This window comes from Microbacterium sp. ZW CA_36 (assembly GCF_044987475.1).
GTDB lineage: Bacteria > Actinomycetota > Actinomycetes > Actinomycetales > Microbacteriaceae > Microbacterium.
Window position 1 is genome coordinate 1 of sequence record NZ_JBJDRL010000018.1, and the last position, 19738, is coordinate 19738.

Below are 19738 nucleotides of genomic sequence, written 5' to 3' on the forward strand. Positions count from 1 at the left end.
TCCTCACCCCGTCCGTCGACACCACGCCGGGGCTCACCGGGTGGCGGGGCGTCCTCGCCGGCCTCGGCATCACCGTCCGCCCCTCGGCCGCGGAGGTGCGGCGGGCGGCGCAGCAGGCGCTGGTTGCCCGGCAGTGGGCGGGATGCCGCACCCTTGCCGTCGTCAACGGCAAGGGCGGTGTCGGCAAGACGATGACGACGGCGATGCTTGCCGCCGTGTACGCCCGGGAAGGGGGCGGGAACGTGCTCGCCTGGGACAACAACGACACCCGCGGCACCCTCGGCTGGCGCACCGAACAAGGTCTGTACGACACCACCCTCCGCGACCTGCTCCCCGAGGCAGCCGGGTTGCTGACGCCGGGAGCGGGGGTGTCGGAGATCAGCCGGTTCGTGCACCACCAGAACGCGGACCGGTACGACGTGCTCCGCTCTAACCCGGAGCTGCTCGCCACCGACCAGCGCATCAACGCCGCCGAGTTCGATGTGCTGATGCGGGTCGCGGCCCGGTTCTACCGGATGGTGATCTTCGACTCCGGCAACGACGAATCCGCACAGCGCTGGCTGCGGATGATCGACAGCTCCTACCAACTCGTCATCCCCACCCTCACCACCGCGGAATCCGCCGAATCCGCCGCCCTCCTCTTGGATGCGCTCCGTGGCCGCGACGAACGCTCCGCCGCCCTCGCCGACCGCGCCGTGGTCCTCGTCACCCAATCCGAACCCACCGGCACCGCGGCCGCACACCGGATCGCGGACGGGTTCACCGGGCACGTCCGCGCCGTGCACATCATCCCGTTCGACCCCGCCCTGAAAGCCGGCCCGCTCCGGTTCGACACGCTCCGCCCCCGCACCCGCGACGCCTGGCTCGCCGCCGCCGCATCCGCCGCCGAAGGCCTCTAAGGCAGGCCACCTCATGGACCAGGGCATGCTCGGCAAGGCGGCAGCGATCCTCGTCGCCGCCGCGATGGTCCTCGCCCTCGCGTTCGCGTTCATCACCGAAGCCGTCACACGGCTCGCCTGCGGGGCGCGCCCGAACGCGGAGAACCTGTTCGCCGGGCTGGTCCTCGCCGTCACCGGCAGCCCGGCCGGCTACACCCCATCAGCGGGGTGCGTCATGCCGGTCACTGCCATCCGGGTCCTCGACATCGCCGCGGTGCTCCTCATCGCAGGGACGACGGTGGCGGTACTGGTGGCGGTGCGCCGGTATCGGGAGTCGGATCGGGCGTTCATCACCGACCTGCGCACCCGCCCCGGATTCGCCACCGCGTCCGAGATCCGCGACCACCTCTCCGCGAAGGCGGTGCTGCGCCGCGCCGGCCAGCTGCGGCCCGACATCGCCAAGCCCACCGCGACCGACGTGGGGTGGCGGGTCGGTCGCTCGCGCGGGCAGGACGTGTACGTGTCCATCGAGGACTCCGTCGCCCTCGAGGGCCCACCCCGTTCCGGCAAGGGCTACCGGGTGCTGATCTCCGCGATCCTGGACTGGTCCGGCCCTTTGATCACCACCTCCACCACTAACGACAACCTCACCGCCACCATGCGGATGCGGCAGACCCGCGGCACCGTCGACGTGTTCGACCCGCAAGGCCTCTCCGGCATCCGCCACCCCCTCCGCGTCTCACCCATCGCCGGCTGCGAAGACCCCCTCGTTGCGATGCAGCGGGGCACCGCGATCATCACCGGCACCGCCCTGGGAACCTCGAACACGAACCAGGAATGGGCGCAAGCGTCCGGAGTCGTCCTCGGCCGCCTCCTTCACGCCGCCGCCGTCGGCGGCAAGACAATCGCGGAGCTCTACGACTGGGGTACCAGCCCCGGACAGACGCGGGACGCGGTCGATATCCTCAAGGCCGACGGCACCCCCGGCTGGGGCGACAGCCTCGACGCCACCATCTCCGGCGACGAGAAGCTCGTTTCCTCCATCTGGTTCGGCGTCCAGGGCGCGGTCGCCCCCCTCGCGGTGCCGCAGATCCGTGACGCGCTGATGCCGGACCCGGGTGACCGGGTGTTCGACCCGCGGGAGTTCCTGGATGCCGCGAACACGCTGTATCTGATCGGGTCATCGTCGGGGGCGTCGGCGATGGGCGGCTGGCTCGGCGCCCTGCTGGACGACATCGTCGAAGTCGCCCGCACCACCGCGCTCGCCTCCCCCGGTTCCCGGCTACAGCATCCGCTGGGACTGATCCTGGATGAGATCGCGAACATGTTCCGGTGGGGAAACCTTCCGCGGATCATGGCGGACGGCGGCGGCCGCGGCATCTGCACCTTCATCGTCCTGCAAGCCCTCTCCCAAGCCGAAACGTCTTGGTCCCGCGCGGAGGCCGACACCATCTGGGCCGCGGCGACCGCGAAGGTGCTGCTCGGCGGCGCGAGCCACGTCGACCACCTCCGCGACATCGAGTCCCTACTCGGCACCCGCGACACCCGCCGCGAACAACGCTCCTGGTCCACCCGCGAGACCGGCCACGCCACCAGCGAACAGCACGAACGCCGCCCGCTGATGTCCGTCGACGAAATCCGCCGCCTCCCACCCAGCGTCGGGCTGCTCGCCTACCGCAACCGCCGCAGCGTGCTCCTGGACCTCGCCGGCTGGGACGAACGCTCCGACGCGCACACCATCCAGACCGGCAAACGCGAAACGGAACAAGAGCAGCGTGCCGTGTTCGACACGGCCACCCGCACCCCGACCTCCCGAACTCCCGGAGTTTTGGAGTCCGGGAGTGCGGAAGTGGTGGAGGGAGATGAGGGATGAGTAATCGTCGCCGCCCGGCATTGTTCAACCTGTACCGCAACGAGTTCCTCCGCTCGAAAGCATGGTTCGCACGCCGCGACCGCTGGTTCACCCACCAGGCCGCGTCGGGTCAGCCACTCAGCTGCGCCGGCTGCGGCCGGAACGCGACCCGCGGCCAGTTGGAGCTGCATCACCTCGACTACCGCGGGGTCAAGATCACCAACGGCACGTTCCGTGCCCTCGAGCCGGACGAGGACCTGGTGGCGATGCACCCGTACTGTCACGACCTGCTGCACCGGCTCATCGACCGCGATGCGGTGCTCTCCCACGCCCGCACCCGCCGCACCGCCAGCCACCTCGCCCTCGCCCGCCTCCGGCAGAAACTCCGCCCGGACGAAGGAAGCGCCGCATGACCGGCCTGCCCCCGCCACCGGACTACGACGACGACCTCGCCGGCGACGTCGCCGGATATGACCCGAACCACCGGTACGGGCCGTCGGACCCGCTCGGCGCGCACATCATCAACTGGTACACCCTCCCCGACCACAACGCCCGAGCCGCCTGGGCGGCGCTGCGCGACTGGGTGGAATGGTTCGCCGTCCGCTACCGGATCTCCGAATCCGTCATCCCCGCCTGCTGGTACAAACACGGCCAGCTCGTCGAAGAGCTCTCCGCGCTGCACACCGCGCACACCGTCGCGTTCGACGCCACCGACGCCGGGTTCGGACCCATCGGCTGGCACGAACGCCTCAGCCTCGCCTTGCCCCGTCTGACCAAGGCCTACTCCGGCGGCTGCGCCCGCGGACACGACCCCCTCAAACCTCGCTCCTGGGACGGGATCACCGATGAACAGGACTGGGACGCGTGGACCAGAAAGGCCCACGCCCACCAAGACACCCCACCACCCGGGGGGTCTTCGACAGGAAGGAAGAAGGATGACCACCAGGATCCCGGTCACCATCGAGGGCAACCTCACCGGTGACCCCGAACACGGCAACGCCGAATCGGGCAACGAATACGCCCGGTTCACCGTCGCCGTCAACGACCGCCGCCTCAACGAAACCACCAACCGGTGGGAAGACGTCGGCACCGTGTTCCACCGCGTCGTCGTGTTCAACCAGCAGGCCCGGCACGTCGCCGACTCGCTCCACAAGGGCGACAGCGTCATCGTCGCCGGCGACCTCCGCTTCGGCACGTATGTCGACAAGGAGACCGGACAGGCCCGCGAGACCCGCGACGTCGTCGCGGACAATGTCGGCGCGTCGCTGAAGTTCACCGACGTCAACGTCGACCGCGTCCCAAAAGCTAACGGCACCCAAGCTGACGCTTCGGGGCCGATAGCGACACCGGCCTCGTACGCCGGCGCCGAAATGTCACGCTGACCTGAACCAACAAGCAAGCGGGGCGAGAGTCACTGTACTCTCGCCCCGCCGCCCTGCCCAGCCCAGACATCCAGCTCGCGACACGCCCCCAGGCGCGCGTCACATGACGACAACATCCGCACAGCGCCGCCACGTCGGGCGTAATGTCGCCGGCATGAGCGACCTCCTCGACGACGCGCAGACGCCGCGCTGTCCCGAGTGCGCCACCGTGCTCCGCGACGCCGGCCACGGCTACGCCTGCCAGACGTGCCGCATCGTCGTCATCGGCAGCATCCCCTCCACCTGAGCGGCAGGCCTCTCAACGGTCAGGCGTAGGTGTGGTGAACGTGCCGTTGCACATCTCCGGCCCGCGTGCGGGTCGCGGAGTGTGCGTTCCCTGGTTCGTGCTCGCGGCTCCGGCGCGAGCCTCAACGGCGAACTCAGACCTCCCCCTTTTCGGGGCCTTATAGCCCGGTGCCCGCCCGACAGCCAGGATCAGAACGTGGGCAGATTGACGAGGTTGTTCGTCCATTCCCCATCGACGTAGGTGCGGAGGTATGGCTGACCCTGCGTCGGCCGGACCCCGCCTACCCTGACCCGATCGGCACCGCTGCCGACGTAGGCGGAGTTCTCTTCTTTCCCCACCCAGACCACCATCGTCGGCTTGTCGTTGTCGCCGATGGTGCCCGTGCTGACGTTCACCCACTGGTAGCGGACGATCTCGTCCGCGGTCTTCGTCGTGCCGCCGAAACGGACGTGCGTGATCTCGATGGCCATGTCGTTCTCCTGTGAGGCGGCGTGTGGGTGCGAGTCGATGAGTTGAGTGCGGGGCGCACAGCATCGACGCCCCGCACACGAGTGTCAGCAGACCGCGGAGATCGTGCTCACGCCGCAGGCCGTGCTCAGCGTGCTGGCGAACTGCAGATCCAGCTTGTGATCGTCGGCACGGTCAAGCGTCTGCAAGGACAAAAGAAAACCCATTCATCTCACCTCCCTCAACGGGACGGGCCGCGCGAAGCGGCGAGCGGTCCTCGACCTCGACCCCGTGGGACGGCGTCAGGAACGGCAGACCGGCGGAATTGTGATGCACACCGCGGACTGCGGCGTCGTAGTCCATCAGCGCGGTCAGCACGCCAGCGGATCCAGTGGCGAGGTCGCAGGAGGTGCGCAGCAGACCGTCGCCGGCAAATCGGACTTCATCGCCGTGGCGAACGGCATGCAGCTCCAGCGTCGCGACGTGATGATGCAGGGCGACGGAGGTGGTGGTCGTTCCGAAGCCGGCTCGCTCGAGCGTGAGTAAGAACTGGATGAGTCCGGCGCGCCCCCGGACTAGGCCGCTCTGAACCGTGAACGGTGCGGTTGCGGCTCGCGTGATCCCGTCGAGAGTTTCCAGGTAACGGCTGTGGTCAGGCAGATGGTTGAGCAGCTGAGCGAGGACGATCCCAATCCCGGCAGACCCGTTGCCGAGGTAGGGGAGCAGACGCCATCCCTCATCGACATGGAGGGAGCCGTCGGGCGCGGTACGCAGTGATCGGATGTCGTAGTCGATCGCCTCAGTTGCAGCCCGAAGGTGCTCCGGATCGCCGGTCGCCTCGAACAGACGCAACGCGAAAAGCGCGCTCCCAGTTGCACCGTGCAACAGCCCGCCAGTACCCGTGGCGACCTTGCGGGGGCCGTCTGCGGGTTGCCAACGGGCGCGAAGGCGGTGTGCGATGTCTAGTGCTGCGTCTCGCAGCGGTGGATGATCACCGCTCTCCGCAAGGAGGGTGAGGCCCACGCCGGGCAGCCCTCCATAGAGGTCGTGACCGAGGCTGTCGTGGTGTGCGTCGCGGAGCAATGCTAGGTCACGGTCGGCAGCGTCGTGGAGTCCGAGGCGGCGGTAGGCCCAGACTGTTCCGGCAGCTCCATCCAACAGTCCGAATCGGGGGGAGCGCGCGCTCGTAGAAGTCTTGGCGACCCATTCCAGGTGCTGGTGTGTCGGATCGAAGCCCGCACTGTGCAGCGAGGTGAGCACGCCAAGTGCGCCATGCGCGAGGCTGAGGGGCGGTTCAGTGAACTGCGCGGGGTCTCCCGGCCACAGTCGATCCTCGCGATCCGGAGTTGCATCGGCGAGCAGCGTTTGAGCCACGGCGCGAACCGAGTCGGGTGATGAAGGGGCGTTCGCCTCGTCGCGAACCTCGGTACGGACGAGCGGACCCTGCCGGTAGGTCAGAGTCACGAGATGGTCGTGAACCCACGATTGATCAAGTGGGAACTGCGCGGCGGCCTCCTGTAGCAGCGTGCGAGCCTTCCCGGGGCTCAGTCGGAGCAGTGGGATCAGCGGGACGAACATGAACAGCTCGATGCATGCAAGCGCGTAGAGGTCCCGCTCGGCCGCGCTCCGCCCATCCGTCGCGACGAATCCCGGGGCCCCGATGACCGCAGGACCGTCATCGTGGATCGGCCGTGCCATCTCGAGGTCGATCAGCACAACCGTGTTGTCTTCTCGCACCAGCACGTTGCCCGGGTGCAGGTCGCCGTGGGCCCGGCCGGCTGCGTGCAGCGCTGTCACGGCTATGCGCAACGAAGCTGAGACTGCGCTTGCCCAGTCGAAGTACGCCCGACGCACACTCGATGAGAGGTCAGAGGTGACCAGCGGATTTCGGGTGAGCACAGCGGTGCTCAGCGACGGAGCGCTTACCCGTTCCATCACGAGGTACTCGTGATCGTGTGCCGTGAAGGTGGTAACTACCGCCGGCACAGGGACCCGACCCTGCAACGTGCGAAGAAGTGCCACTTCATCCTGCAGCCGCTGCACAGCGTCCCGGCCATCGGGCGTCCAGCCGACGTGCGGCCGCGCCTCCTTCAGGATCACCGCCCGTGCATCCAGCTCTGCTTCGTACACGCCGCCGGCGTTGGAGTAGTGCAGTGCGCCGAGTACCTGGGGGAACCCGGGAGGGGCGGTCGTTCCAAGCTGATCGAGCGCTGGCTCCATAAAGGCGGGAACCTGCACCCACGGCGGGACGTGGAATGAGGTCGTTCGCACGTCGGCGACGAGAGCACCGGTGTCCAGGTCGCGCACCGCCGGGACATTCACGCCGTTGTCGACCACCTGCTGCCGTGTGAAGGCGCCGTATCGAACGAACACCGGGCCGCGGTTCCAGCGGAGATCAGTCAGCACGTACGGGCCGGGGAGGCCGGAGAGCGCCGCATCCAGTTCAGTCAGATGCAGGTGGAGGTCAGCGGGTGACGTCGGATAGATGGTGATGAACTTTCCGGATACACGGCGATCAGCGTCCTTGCCCAGCGTCGCGGAGAGGATTCGGCGGTCCCGAAGGAATTTGAAAGGAAGTCCATGGCGGTGGCAATACCGTGACACGGCTTCCAAGGTTGTATCGGCGGTGGCAGCGGTCGCACTTACATGGATCTTCCAGCCCTGCTCGGGGAGGGTCACCTCGAGCGGCACCCAGAACGACCACGTCTCGTCGCCACCCTGCGACCACGTCGCCCAGACTTCGGCAGCAGGAGCGAACAGTTCTGCGGTTGTGGCGCCACGGCGGTGTGGCTTGTCGTAGAACAGCGGGTCGGTTGTCGCGAACTGCGCGTACGTTGCGTCCACATGTCCCCATCAATGTCGGCCCGGAAGGTGCAGGACATTGTGCGTGGACGCGAGGTACGACCGATGACGGCGCCGCGACGGGCCAGCTTCATGGCAGCGTTACAGAACCCGCAAATTCACGCCGTGGAAGCCACGCAGCCCTCGAGCGCGGCGGTTCCGCGGCGCGAACTGCGTCCCTGAGATTCACTCAATTGAGTGAATCAGCGTCGTGGTCCAATCGGTTGCGCGCGCCCCAGAGGGCCAGCTGGGTACGGTCCTCCAGCCCGACCTTCTTCAAGGCCGACTGCAGCTGCGAGCGCACGGTGTGCACGGACACCCGAAGCCGCTCCGCGATTTGCTCGTTGCTGGTGATTCCGCTCGAGAGCATGGCGACTACGCGTCGCTCGGCGGCTGAAAGTCGTGCGACCGTGTCGGGGTCGGCTGCGCCCCGCCGCATGAATTCGCGGACGACGGGAGTAGTGACGCGTGTGGAGAGATGAGCTTCCCCGCGCACCGCAGCGTGAACCGCCTGCAGCAGCTGGTCGGAGTCGTGACTCTTCAGCAGGTAACCGATCGCGCCCGCATCCAGCGCGTCCGTCACGTATGCGTCAACCGCATAACTGGTCATGACGATGACCGCAATCGGTGGCTCACTGCCCGAGCGTGACAACTCTCGGGTGGCCTCCACACCGCTCATCCCCGGCATCTGCAGGTCCATCAGCACGACGTCGGCTCGCTCCCGACGGGCGACTACGACCGCGTCGACGCCATTGGAAACTTCGCCGAGAACGTGGACGCCTCCGGCCGCTTCGAGCTGCAGGCGCAGCCCCTTGCGTACCGAGCGGTTGTCGTCGGCGATCAGCACGCGGATCGGAGTGGGTGAGGCAGTCATCGTTTCATTTCAGTCGAGTTGGGCGACCAGGACATCGGAGGACGCCACTGGCCGCCGCCGTATGGTCCGAACACCAGTGTGCCCGTCGGCCGAAGCTGTCTACAGGTGCTGCGAAGCGTGCGGGCTGTTGCACGTAGTGACCCGCTGGTGGTCTTCGCTTCGAATGCGCACTCCCGGACGGGGCCTATTTCGCGCGGCATCCGGCCCGGCGTGATGATGGCCGCGGGACACCACCCTCAACCCGGTTGGCGGTGCCAGAGGGCTGCTCTCCCGCACCGACGAATAGCCCATATGGACGAAACTGACGAGCCGCGCCCGCCGTTGGACGATGCGATCGGGAGTTGGGATGACGAAGAAGCCTGCCTCGAGATCGTCCTCCGTCGAACCCGGCGGCACGACGGAAGGGAAACGCATCCGATTAGAACGCGCCGACCTCGCCCTAACGACCGCGCTGACTCTCAGTCGAGTTGAGTGACGGGGATCACGAAGCGGACCAACCAACCGCCCTGTGGCGTCGTTCCGAACGCCAGCGAACCTCGCAGCAGATCGATGCGGTCGCGCATCCCACTTAGTCCCCAGCCCAGCCCCAGACCCGGAATCGGGTGAGTTCCCGAGGGCGGCAGCTGATTCGCGACAGTCACCTCGAGGCGGTCGGAGCGGGCAGCGATCGCAATGTCGACCTCCGAGCCGGGCGCGTGCTTTGCGGCATTGGTGATCGCCTCCGTGGCACATCGGTACGCGGTCGCCGACACGACCGCGGGAAGCTCCTCAACAGACCCAGTCGTTGCGAGCTCGAGGCTCATTCCGCGCTTCTGCCAGTATTCGACGAGCTCATTCATCTGACGCAAGTCGCGGGTCGTCTCCTGTGGAGCGGTGCCGACGGCCCGCAGATCTCCGAGGGCGCCGGCAAGGCTGGCAGCGGCGAAACGGCCCTCATCCCGCACCTCCTCCACCAGGCGCAGCGCGTCCTCCGGGCGTGCGGGGGCGATGGTAAGCGCGGCGCCGGCCAGCGTGATGAGCCCTGCCAGGTGCTGTCCCGCTACGTCGTGCAGTTCCTGCGCGATCCGGGCCCGCTCTCTCCGTTCGGCCTCTTCGACGCGGCTGTCGTGTTCGCGCTTCGCCATCTCCGCCTGCGTACGGGCGAGGCTCACACGCCGGGTCTGCGTTCCCCACCACACGCCCAACGCAGTGGCAGCGGTCGCGGGCGCGGCGATTCGGACCGCCTCCGTCGTCATGTAGCCGAGCGCGACGCTGGGCGCCATGCCGAGCGTCGAGATCCACAGGAACAGCACACCCACCGTGGTTACCACAACGCCCACCAGCCACACGATCGAGATAACGAGCGACTTCCGCGAGGCAAGAAAGAACAACGCCAATGCGATCACCAGGTACATCCCGATCAGCCACGAGGGGATGGCCAGGCCGACAACGAAGCCGATGTAGACGGCAATCACGATCAGCACCGTGGCCTCAGGCCAGCGGGCGCTCAGCAAGAAGGCGCTCGCCTGAACTGCGCACCCGAGTACGAGGACGAACACCATCAGAGGTGGCGGAAGCACGAGCGTCCACTCCGCCTGGCCGTCGAGCAGAGCCGCGACGGGCTGGACAAGCACCTGGATCGCCGTGGTGAGGAACACCGTCAGCGCAAGAACAAGCGCCGACCGCCGCGTGCTCAGGATCCGATCGGAATCAGCTTCCCCCGAAAGGGTGGCCGTCGGGAGATTGGCTGCGGCAGTGTCGACGGAGGCCATCACCCAAATGACACTAGCTGGCGAGGCCGCAATGCGAGTCGAAGTCTATTCGGGGCGCACGGGTCCACTCGGGTCATCAACCAATCCGGGGAATGATGATGTCCCGACCGATGTACGTACATGTCGGGCTTGTTGCTCGCGGCGGTGCAGTTAGGCTTCGGAACGGCCCCACGTCCCGGCCGACGGCGGAACTTTCTCGTCTACTGACGGCCACGAGGAAAGTCTCGGAGGTGACGTCGTCGGCGAGCCTGAACGGGAATGCTCGCCGCAGACCTATTGCGAGTCCACATCGATAAGCCGTCGTCCGGCTCGACGCCTAAATCATCGCCTGCAGGCTCGGTATCGGCGGTCGGCGGCGGTGCGCCGGAGACGGTACCCGTCTGCCCGGGCGTTCCCCGATCCGGATCAACGTTCTCGTCCAAATGAGTGAACAACCGGGAGGAGATTCCCCGATGCCGGAACCACACGCAGCGCATCAGAAGCGCAAATCGGCGATTGGTGCAGCCGCAATCCCGCCAAACGCGGCAAGGGCGGCGCGTCGAGTTCGACGCGTGAAATAGCGGTCATCTCAGCGGTCGGGTGGGCGCTCCCAGGTGGTTCCGCGCTATCGCGGTGTCTCTACACTGACGTGTTATGACGGTCGAAACGCACAAGGCGAGCAGGGGCGAACTGGAAGCCTTTCGAAAGATCCAGTTCGGGGTAGTGCTGATTGGGGCGCTCATTGTGCCGGCGGTCATCGTTGGCTTCACCACACTTGCCGCGGGAGCCGAGGTGGAGCATGCACACGAAAGGGTGATCGCCGGTGCTCAGTTCGCGCTGGGATTCGGGGCGGCGACGTTGGCGACACTCGCGACGCTGAGCTTCACGGTGAGCCAGCGGCGAAGCGCGTGGTCATGCCTGATTCTCAGCCTGGGCTATATCGCCGTCGCTGTGGGACTCTTCAACGGCATCGGCTGACCGGCCTCCACCGTCGCGCGCTCCACGGCGACTCGCTCGCGGGGCCTGTCAGCGCTACTTAGCGCCGGCTGCGGATCACCTGGGCAGTGCTTCCTGACGTCAGCGCCGTGGCGACGAGCGCAACGCCCACCGTGACGGTGCACAACGCGAACACCAGCTGAGCACCCGCCAATCGAGCGATCTCGATGACGTGCGGCAAGCTCACGTCGGTGAGGGTCCCTGCTACCACGCCAACGCTCAGAAGGGCCCCCGCCGCTGTCAGAAGCGCCGCTTCTGTGGCGCAGATGAGCCAGACGCTCGTGCGGGGCATGCCAAGCAGCTTGTACAGCGCGTACTCGTGCCTACGCGGCGCCAGCAGGATCCCGCAGAAGAGGGTTGCGGCCGCCCCCGCGGCGAATCCTGCCCAGCGTGTCCACCGCTGCTGCCACGCCCCGAGCGTGGCGGTCAGCAGGGCACGATCATGAGCGCTATCCACTTGGAGGTGATCGGCTTTGCCGAACGTCGCGACCACGAGCGCCTGAATCGCGTCGAGCGCGCCAGGCTCAACCTCCACCCAGCATTCGTTCACCGCAGGGAGCGTCGGGGCTAGCACCGTCAGCCATCGGGTCCGTTCGCCGGCGATGGATTCCGTGGAGGATCTCGCGACGGTCACACTTGTGGCGTCCGAGAGCTTCAGGCGCGAGCGTTGGCCCACGCCGAGTTCAGCGGCGATACCCGGTCCGACCGCGCCAACGACGCCGTTCATTAAGGGCAAGGCAAGGTCGAGGATCTCGAAGTAGCCACTCGTCGCGCGGACGCGACGCACCGAGAGCACGGAGGGGTCTCCGATACGGACGACATCGGTAGAGGTCGCCCCGCCGGCGGCCGAGACGCCGTCCTGGTGGCTCAGCGCTTGACATCTGGCGCCGTCGAGCACGCCTCCCTGATTCGAGACGATGAGCACGTTCGCTCCCTGTGTGTACTCTCCCTCGACCGTCGTCATCGTTCGATGCACTGCCTCGGCTTCAATCGCCACGCCGCTGGCGAGGACAGCCGTCATGACCGTCAGCCCAACGATCGAACGCCACGCATGCGCTGTGGTGGTGCGCCACGCCTCTCGTAGGACGACGGTGATGCTCATCATCGATCCCCTCGCCGACGCAACGCCAAGCTGGAGTCGCAGAGGTCCACAACGTCCAGATCGTGCGTCGCCACCACCACGAGCTTCCCCGAGCTTGCTGCCTCCCTCAGGCTCTGTGCCACCAGACGTGCATTCGCGGCATCCAGATTGCCAGTGGGCTCATCGGCGAGGATCACGGTCGACGGTGAGATCAAGCAGCGGGCGATCGTCACCCGCTGCTGTTCGCCACCGGAGAGGGAATTGACTGGACTCGCAACTCGCTCGCCCAGCCCCAGTCGCTGCAGCGCATCCAGAGCCAACGGCCTGGCGGACCGCGGGGTCATGCCGCGGGCAACGGCTCCGATCATGACGTTGTCCAGCGTGCTCCGTCCGCTGAGAACGGAGTTGTTCTGCAGCACCCACGCGCACGCCATGCGGCGGTCAATGGGCGTGCCCACGGGAGCGTTGTCGTCAGTAAGCAGGATGGAGCCCGAAGTGGGCGCGCGCAGTCCACCCAGAATGTCCATCAGGGTCGATTTGCCCGATCCGGAGGGGCCTTGCACGGCGTTGAGGGTGCCCCGGACCCACTCGGCCGAGATCTCCTCAAACAGAGCCGTCGTTCCGCGGCTGTAACTGAACGACAGATTGGTGAGCGTCAGTCGCACTGCGCGTCACCGACAATGTCTCCGGGGTTGACCAGCACCGCATCCTCTGGCCAAAGCCCGGCCGTGATCCGCGCTTGACCGACAGCGGCACCTGCGACGGTGACCGTCCGTGGCGCCGGATCGCCCTCGCTCGCCCCACGGACGAACACGCATGTGGTGCCGTCGGCATCGACGAAGAGCGCACTCGACGGGACCGACCAGGCTTCGATCGCCTCGACACGCCGAACTACGCCCGTCAGCTCTTCCGGCTTCGTATCGGCGAATCGAGCGCTGAAGTCGGCGACGTCGTCGACCCCGCTCATCCGCGGGCCCAGATAGGCGGCCGAGGCGTCACCTGACCTCAACTCCCACGTGGCCTCGGCAGGATCCGGCAGCGGGATGCCATCCGTGCTGGTCACGTCGAGGGCGCTGATGTGGCCCGTCCCCTGTGCGATCTGCTCGCCTAGTGAGGGTGCGGATTGGCCGGGCGCGAGCCCGACTTCGCTCAGTGTGAGCGATCCGGCCGGGAGCCAGACGACCCACGACGGCTCGAAGGCCTCAACTGTGGCATGGCCGGGAACACCCCGGTCTTTCGCGAAGGCCCGAATGCCTGCGACTGTCTCCCACGACCATTTGGACGAGCTTCGGTAGCCGAGACTCCGCAGCAGGGCGGTGACGGCGGCGATCTCGTCGGAACTGCTGTCCGAAGAGACAGGACGGAACAGCGGACTGGGGGTTGACGCGGCGATGCGCCAGATGCCGTCGATGCGCACGATATTGCTCCCATTCACGATTGTGTCGCCAGGGCGTACCGCGACCTCCGTGACGACCCCGTCCCACGCGGGAGCCAGGACAGCAACGCCCTCAGCCCACGAAACAGCGACGGTCACCGACTGCTCGTCGGCGAAGCTCTCCAGAGTTGGCTGCATGTAGACAGCTGAGGTCTTCGCGTCCAGCGAAGTCGGTTGAGACAGAGACCAGACGGCCAGGGCCAAGCCCCCGATCGGGCCGACGAAGATGAGTGCGATGATCACCCCGGCGGTGATGTTCGCCCCCCGCGTCGCATTCACGCCCATGAGGTCAGTGCTCGTCCCCGCGGGCGTTCTTCCAGGTCGAGAAGAATGCGCGGTGTCCGTCGATGCATGCCTGTTCGGCCGCGGAGATCTCCTCGTCGGCCAGCATGGCCGCGGCGATTTCCGACATGTCCGCGTCGGCGCCGAGCCCTGTGACGTCTGCCTTCTCCAGGCACGCGAGAACCAGCGGCTGCTCCTTGTCTCTCTCTGCGGGGGTGAGGAGCTGTTGATATGCCCAGAGGGCCGCGACCTCTGAGAAATAGTCCGGGATGCAACTCTCGGTGCGCGACTCGACCTCAAGCCGAGCGGCATCGTTGGCCGCTTCGACTGTGTAGTCGAACGTGAGCTCGTTATTACCGATCTCGTAGATCTCGCCGGGTTGGGCACCCGCCTCGAGTACGCAGTCGCGCTGCGCGAGTAGCGCGCGTTCGTACTCCGCCGCGGTGACCGTCCCGTCGGCGATGATGGGCTTCTGGTACTCGCTGGTCCTCTCCAGCAGGAGATCCAGGTCGAGGGTCTCCTGGACCGGCTCTGCTTGCGGCGCGCACGATGCGAGCGCCAGCGCCATCAACAGGGCGGCGCTCGATGTAGCGACGGTGCGGGTGATGATCTTCATAAACTCTCATTTCGCTCGTGGGATGTGCCGGCCCTCCGGGCGGAGGGCCGGCACACGGTCGATTCAGGCGACGATGCTCGCAACTCCCGGCTGCCACGTCCCGTTGTGCAGGAATTCGCCGTACACGCGGCTACCGCCCTGGAAGTAGATGTTCGGGTTGGTGACCGCCTTGCCCAGGACCCAGTTGCACCCTGCGGAGAACCCGAAGTAGCTACCCCACGAGGTCCCCGTCGAGCGTGTCCCCCACGCGTGCCCCTGCGTGTCACAGAGAGTGTTCCACTCGAGGGTGTGCTCAACCGAGATGCGAGTGCTGTACGTCGATCCGTCGGTAAACGTCGTGTAGATGTGAGTCTGAGTGCCGTCGTGGGACCATGCCCACCCGTTCAGCTCGTGCGCCGATGCCGGCAAAGCGGCGCCCGCAACGAGTAGCGCGGCGCCGACGGCTGCCACCGCCGCCTTCGACAGCGTTGATTTCCTCGGCTTACGGGCGAGGACCGTAATGCGCTTTCCCATAGGTGTTCCCTTCTCCATCGGCGCACCGTCGTCGGCGCACTCGAGGGGAGGCTAGTGAACAGGAATGCGGCTGTTTGGAGGGGTTGGTTCGATCGAGGTGCGTGGCGGTAGCGGCAATTCGACGCATCTTCGCGATGCGAAGAGGGGCAGCCGCAGAATTCCGCCGTGAACGCGGCTGAGTGGCCCGGACCGGAAGGCTGATGGAGCGTGTTGGCTGGAATCGACCCGCTTCTGAAATTCATCTGAATGAATGACTGGGCGCTTCGACGCGGGTATGCCGTGCGGGGCGAACGCTGCCCATCCTCGCCCCGCAATCGGGTCAAGTCCCGTGGCGTGGTGTCACTTCTGTTGCCGGTGGCGGGCGGTGGTTAGGCGGTGAGGTAGCGCTCAGGGCGTGCGGGCTGGGTGTGTTCGTGCAGCATGTGGATGAGCTTGCGCATCGAGATGTCGGAGAAGTAGGGCGTTCGCCGTATTGCCACTTCTCGTGCAGCTTCTGCAGAACAGCGCCGATGAGGCGGGTCACGGAGTCGCGGTCGGGGAAGATCTGGACGACGTCGGTTCGACGTTTGATCTCGCGGTTGCTAGGAACGGGCAGAGCTTTCCTGTCGCGGTCTACTGTGGCTGGCGCGAGGATCCGCGCACCGCGCTGCTGATGACGGCTGACAGCCTGACGAGAGGGTCGAAGCTGACGACCGACGCCGTTGCCGAAACCTGGACGAGGCGGCGGCCCGCAGCGATTCCACCCGAGAGATTCTCGTCGTCACGCGCGGGCACCCGAGTCGAGCCGCGCCGCGCATACACCTGTCATGGACGACCAACCTATTCGTGCTGTCGGCGCACGAAGGGGTAGGCCGGAAAGTCCTTCTGACCTGGGGTTGCCCGAGCCCCGGGAAACCCGGTGGCTTAACGCGGAAGGCGCCTGAAAGGGGTCTCGTGATCCCTTGAGCCGCCTGGGCACGGAGAAGAGCTGCAGAGCCATTAGGAGAATAGAACGCATGTTCGACACGAAGTAGAGTCGAAATGATCAGCCGGAGGAGGGGATCCGGGCGCCATGGGTAGCAATCGCAGGTACGCTGCCTATTTCGACAAGCAGATGGACAACCGGATACTGCAGAGCATCGCCGAGGAGAACCCGCTCCAGTCGCTGACCCCCGAAGAGCTCCGGCAAGACACGCTCCCGATCACCCGCGACCCGAAGCCGAAGCCCTGCAAAGCCTGGGTACGGTTCGGACCACATGCCATGCTCGTCGACGCTATCGTCTTGGTCTGGAACGACATCGCGTGCGGTGTCAGCTTCACTGTCGGGGAGAAGGAGTTGCGGTGCTGGGTGTGGGCCAACGCGGTCATCCTCGTTACCTGAACCCCGGCTCCGGTTGTGGCGTCACTCAGCGGTGATGCGCGTTCGCGGAACCACCCGGTGCGACCACGGGCATGATCGCGGCCGGATCCGTGCGGTGAAGCGTCGGTGCGACGACGGCTCGGATCCGACGCTCCGTTTCGGCCGCGTGCGCCATCCGTTCATCCGCGTACGCTTGCAGCAGTCCGGCATACTCTTCGCTGCGGGCCTGGTATCGATCGGCGAGCTGCTCGCGGGCTTCACGCAGCTGGTGCTTGGTCTCGGGGGTGCGGGCATGTCCGGTTGCGGTGTCGCGGGCGATGCGAGCGTCAAGTTCGAGCAGGGTTCGCCAGGTGGCGTGCAACCAGTCGTTGGTTTCCTCGAGCGCCACACGGGCGGGATGCTCCCGCTGCTGACCCTCGGTTGGCGTCTGGCCCATGTGGGCGGCTGGACCGTGGCGCGCCGTTGAGAGTTCGGCTTCTGGGGGACGGGCGGCGTGGCTCAGTTCGGTCAGCGCGCCTCGGATGGAGTCGTCGATGCTCACTTCGGGGGTGCCGCGGATCATGCTGTCGGCGATCCGGTCCCGGGCGGCGGCGTCGGTGCCGGCGATCGCGATGGCCTCGTTGTGGGTGCGGCCGCGGGTCATCCCGACGTACAGTCCGGCCGCGTCCACGCCGGGGCCGACGATGGAGGCGTGGGTTGTTTCACCTTGGATGCCGTGCACGGTCGACGCGTAGGCGAGGTGCACGTGCTGGGCTGCGTAGTCGGAGGTGACGGTGCGGATCTCGGCACTGTCGCCGAGGCTGACCAGTTCCAGACCGGTGGGGCTGATGTGACGGATGGTCCAGGCGGCCCGGTTCTCGACGTCCGCGTTCCGGTCGTTGCGGCGGGTCTGCACCACGTCGCCTTCGAGCAGCCGCTGCTCCCCCTGCCCGACCGCGATCCGAACCAAAGAGAGGTCGCCGGTGTCGAGGCGACGCTGCTGGATGGCTTCGTTGATCGTGTTGGCCTCTTCGTTGGTGCTGGTCACCAATGCCACCCGGTGATGCTCGCGCGTCCACCGGAAGTAGGCCTCCACCATGACGTCCCGGGCCTGCACGTGGTCGGAGACGCGGTGGATCAGGCCCAGCTCGTCCAGCTCCGCCGCGACCGCCAGCGCGGCTTCCTTCGAGGCCGGTTCCCGCATCCGCAATGTCAGGGCCGCGTAGTCCGGGTTGCGGAAGCGGTGCACGGAGGTGAGCTCGACGACGGCGGTGGCCCGACGGGTGAGGGCGGCCATTGCTCCGGAGTGGCCGACCGGGCGGGCCTGGAGATGGTCGCCGACCATCGCGATGCCGGCGCCGGTGTCGGCGGCGACAAGAGCGAGTGCGTTCGCGGTATGCAGGTCGATCATGCCCGCCTCATCCACGACCACACGGTCCCCGGCAGTCAGCGGGAATCGGCGGGGTCCCGCGTAGGGCAGGCCGGTTGACGGGTCGACACTGCCCGGGGTGAGCCGGGTCCAGACCTCCGCGCCGGCGGCGTCGCGTCCCCACCGGAAGCCGTGATCGGCCAGCAGCGCGTGCAGGCTGGACGCGGTCGTGCCCAGTTCGCGGGCGGCGACCGACGCGGCCTTCTTGGTCGGCGCCACCACGACCATTCGCCGATCCTGACCAGCCAAGACGGCCTTCGCCACCCGCAGCATCGTCGTCTTCCCGGCGCCGGCCGGCCCCGTCACCGAGACCAGTCGATCGGTGCCAGCGATCGCGGCAGCCGCGCCCACCTGCAACTCGTCCAGCTCGACATCGTGCCGCAAGACATCATCGGCGGACTGGAGGATCCGCGTCTCCCCGGTCGGGGTCCCGGCGCGGGTGAGGGCATCCAGCCGGGCCGCCAGTTCCAATTTCAGCGCCGCGGTCGCGGTCGCCATGTAACCCTTGACGTGCGCCGGCCGCTGCGCCTCTTCCGGCAGCAGATCGACGGTCAGCTCGAGGGCCCGGTGAGTGATGTCGTCGATGGTCTGCTGCAGCTCCTCCCGCGCAGCGACCACGCCCGAGGAGGCGACCGCCCGGGTCGCGCCGGCGCGGAGGTCGAACTGGCTGAATCGTCCACCGCAGGCAGTGGAGCGGGCGTCCGCCTCCACCGTCGCGCGGCAGCCGAGCAGGTCGAGGTCGATGTTCTCGAGAGGGATGGCATCTAAGGGGACGGGGTCGCGGGGGGTGAGGATGGTCGGGTCGATCGCTTCGAGCTCGTCGGCGATGAGGTGTTCCCATGCGGTCTCGTCGAGGTCGCCGGGCTTGTTTGGTCGGGCCTTCGCCCACGCCATCCTGTCGATCTGATGCAATCGATCGGGGCTCGGCTGCTGACCGGGGTGCTCGGCCCGCCAGTTCGCCAGCAACATGGCGCGGTTGGCCTCGATCTGGGTGGACCGGCGCGAGAGCGGCCGCACCGCATTGGCCAGTTCGGCGATCTCACCATCGCTGTTCAGCGTGTACCCGTGACGGGCCAGCGCACCAAGCCAGGCGGGGTCGGTGCGGGCCGCGAGTTCTCCTTCGGCGTTGATGAGTGTGTGCATCTTCATCGCCACCCGGGAATCGACGTTGGACCATTTCCCATCCTCACCCAGCACCTTCACGTTCAGCCACAGGTGGCGGTGGATGTGCGGATCCAGCGCCCGGGACCGCCGATGCTGCAGCTCCACGACCTCCACCCGGTGCAGCGCCTCGCGGATGCGGCCACCGGCACCGCGGCGCGCGTTCAGCTCCCGCTGCCAGATCGTGATGACCCGATCCCGCAGCCGGTCCTGAAGTCCCTCGAACTCACCGGCGAGGTCAGGGTTCATGAGCGCCGCGATGCTGTACGACTTCGGCGCATTGATCGTGCCGTCCAAGATCAGGTCCGCGTCCGCCGACCGCAGATCCCGGCCCCGCCGCTCCCCCGTCAACGGATCGCACCCATCCACCCACCGGCGCAGCGCCACCTCGTCCAGGACGTCTGTCCGGATGACGCCCGCCTCGACCGTGAACCGGGTCAGACCCACCGCGTCAGCGGCACCGTACCCGGCGAGCGCGTCCACGCCAGCGGATCGCAGATGGGAGTCGCAGGAACCCTTGAGCGCGTACGCGATCGCCTGCCGAACCCCCTGCGATTCGACACCCCGCTTCCACCGCTCAAGGCCACCGCGCACCCGACCAGAGTAACCCTAAATTG

General features: G+C 67.1%; 18 protein-coding genes and 1 pseudogene. 8 read left to right on the forward strand and 11 right to left on the reverse strand.

The annotated features are described in order from the left end of the window. The 6 genes from ACI3KX_RS09795 to ACI3KX_RS09820 all read left to right on the forward strand — a co-directional run. On the forward strand, positions 1-899 hold an 899-nt coding region (locus tag ACI3KX_RS09795; protein ID WP_404909557.1), incomplete at its 5' end, for an AAA family ATPase. Positions 900-912: 13 nt separating this feature from the next. Then, a complete protein-coding gene (locus ACI3KX_RS09800) occupies positions 913-2751 on the forward strand; it encodes a type IV secretory system conjugative DNA transfer family protein (protein ID WP_404909558.1) in 1839 nt (612 codons plus the stop codon). Beyond that, positions 2748-3143, forward strand: a complete 396-nt coding sequence (locus ACI3KX_RS09805) for a hypothetical protein (RefSeq protein WP_404909559.1) — start codon at positions 2748-2750, stop codon at positions 3141-3143. The genes ACI3KX_RS09800 and ACI3KX_RS09805 overlap by 4 nt, the downstream gene beginning before the upstream one ends. After that, positions 3140-3712 carry a hypothetical protein gene (locus tag ACI3KX_RS09810; RefSeq protein WP_404909560.1) on the forward strand — a complete coding sequence of 191 codons (573 nt, stop codon included), beginning with the start codon at positions 3140-3142 and terminating at the stop codon, positions 3710-3712. The genes ACI3KX_RS09805 and ACI3KX_RS09810 overlap by 4 nt, the downstream gene beginning before the upstream one ends. Further along, positions 3666-4112 (forward strand): single-stranded DNA-binding protein, encoded by a 447-nt coding sequence (locus ACI3KX_RS09815; RefSeq protein ID WP_404909561.1) that lies wholly within the window; start codon positions 3666-3668, stop codon positions 4110-4112. Before ACI3KX_RS09810 ends, ACI3KX_RS09815 begins: the two co-directional genes overlap by 47 nt. Positions 4113-4215: 103 nt before the next feature. Next, the gene (locus ACI3KX_RS09820) at positions 4216-4398 is read left to right on the forward strand and encodes a hypothetical protein (RefSeq protein ID WP_404909562.1); all 183 of its coding nucleotides are present in this window, start codon (positions 4216-4218) and stop codon (positions 4396-4398) included. A 188-nt stretch (positions 4399-4586) separates the two neighbouring features. Here ACI3KX_RS09820 and ACI3KX_RS09825 read toward each other — a convergent pair whose 3' ends face one another. The 4 genes from ACI3KX_RS09825 to ACI3KX_RS09840 form a co-directional block, all read right to left on the reverse strand. After that, positions 4587-4868 (reverse strand): DUF3892 domain-containing protein, encoded by a 282-nt coding sequence (locus ACI3KX_RS09825; protein ID WP_404909563.1) that lies wholly within the window; start codon positions 4866-4868, stop codon positions 4587-4589. Between the two features lie 172 nt (positions 4869-5040). Next, positions 5041-7689 (reverse strand): class III lanthionine synthetase LanKC, encoded by a 2649-nt coding sequence (gene lanKC, locus ACI3KX_RS09830; protein WP_404909564.1) that lies wholly within the window; start codon positions 7687-7689, stop codon positions 5041-5043. A 187-nt stretch (positions 7690-7876) separates the two neighbouring features. Next, the gene (locus ACI3KX_RS09835; RefSeq protein WP_404909565.1) at positions 7877-8560 is read right to left on the reverse strand and encodes a response regulator; all 684 of its coding nucleotides are present in this window, start codon (positions 8558-8560) and stop codon (positions 7877-7879) included. A 458-nt stretch (positions 8561-9018) separates the two neighbouring features. Then, positions 9019-10311, reverse strand: coding sequence for a sensor histidine kinase (locus ACI3KX_RS09840; RefSeq protein WP_404909566.1), 1293 nt, complete (start codon positions 10309-10311; stop codon positions 9019-9021). A 633-nt stretch (positions 10312-10944) separates the two neighbouring features. On the opposite strand from ACI3KX_RS09840, the gene ACI3KX_RS09845 reads away from it, so the two are divergent. Further along, the gene (locus ACI3KX_RS09845) at positions 10945-11268 is read left to right on the forward strand and encodes a hypothetical protein (RefSeq protein WP_404909567.1); all 324 of its coding nucleotides are present in this window, start codon (positions 10945-10947) and stop codon (positions 11266-11268) included. 58 nt (positions 11269-11326) lie between these two features. Here ACI3KX_RS09845 and ACI3KX_RS09850 read toward each other — a convergent pair whose 3' ends face one another. The 6 genes and pseudogenes from ACI3KX_RS09850 to ACI3KX_RS09875 form a co-directional block, all read right to left on the reverse strand. Further along, complete coding sequence (locus ACI3KX_RS09850) at positions 11327-12388, reverse strand: hypothetical protein (RefSeq protein ID WP_404909568.1); 1062 nt, start codon at positions 12386-12388, stop codon at positions 11327-11329. Beyond that, positions 12388-13032, reverse strand: coding sequence for an ABC transporter ATP-binding protein (locus ACI3KX_RS09855; protein WP_404909569.1), 645 nt, complete (start codon positions 13030-13032; stop codon positions 12388-12390). The genes ACI3KX_RS09850 and ACI3KX_RS09855 overlap by 1 nt, the downstream gene beginning before the upstream one ends. Continuing rightward, positions 13023-14087 carry a hypothetical protein gene (locus ACI3KX_RS09860; RefSeq protein ID WP_404909570.1) on the reverse strand — a complete coding sequence of 355 codons (1065 nt, stop codon included), beginning with the start codon at positions 14085-14087 and terminating at the stop codon, positions 13023-13025. The genes ACI3KX_RS09855 and ACI3KX_RS09860 overlap by 10 nt, the downstream gene beginning before the upstream one ends. A 4-nt stretch (positions 14088-14091) precedes the next feature. Next, positions 14092-14700, reverse strand: a complete 609-nt coding sequence (locus ACI3KX_RS09865) for a hypothetical protein (protein ID WP_404909571.1) — start codon at positions 14698-14700, stop codon at positions 14092-14094. A 63-nt stretch (positions 14701-14763) separates the two neighbouring features. Further along, positions 14764-15213 (reverse strand): hypothetical protein, encoded by a 450-nt coding sequence (locus tag ACI3KX_RS09870; RefSeq protein ID WP_404909572.1) that lies wholly within the window; start codon positions 15211-15213, stop codon positions 14764-14766. 368 nt (positions 15214-15581) lie between these two features. Continuing rightward, positions 15582-15793, reverse strand: a pseudogene (locus tag ACI3KX_RS09875) (transposase); the annotation flags it as partial. 471 nt (positions 15794-16264) lie between these two features. On the opposite strand from ACI3KX_RS09875, the gene ACI3KX_RS09880 reads away from it, so the two are divergent. Continuing rightward, a complete protein-coding gene (locus ACI3KX_RS09880; protein ID WP_404909573.1) occupies positions 16265-16573 on the forward strand; it encodes a hypothetical protein in 309 nt (102 codons plus the stop codon). A gap of 25 nt (positions 16574-16598) precedes the next feature. On the opposite strand, the gene ACI3KX_RS09885 is transcribed toward ACI3KX_RS09880, so the two are convergent. Continuing rightward, entirely contained in the window at positions 16599-19715 is a 3117-nt protein-coding gene (locus tag ACI3KX_RS09885; protein ID WP_404909574.1) for an AAA family ATPase, read from the reverse strand. Positions 19716-19738 lie beyond the last annotated feature (23 nt).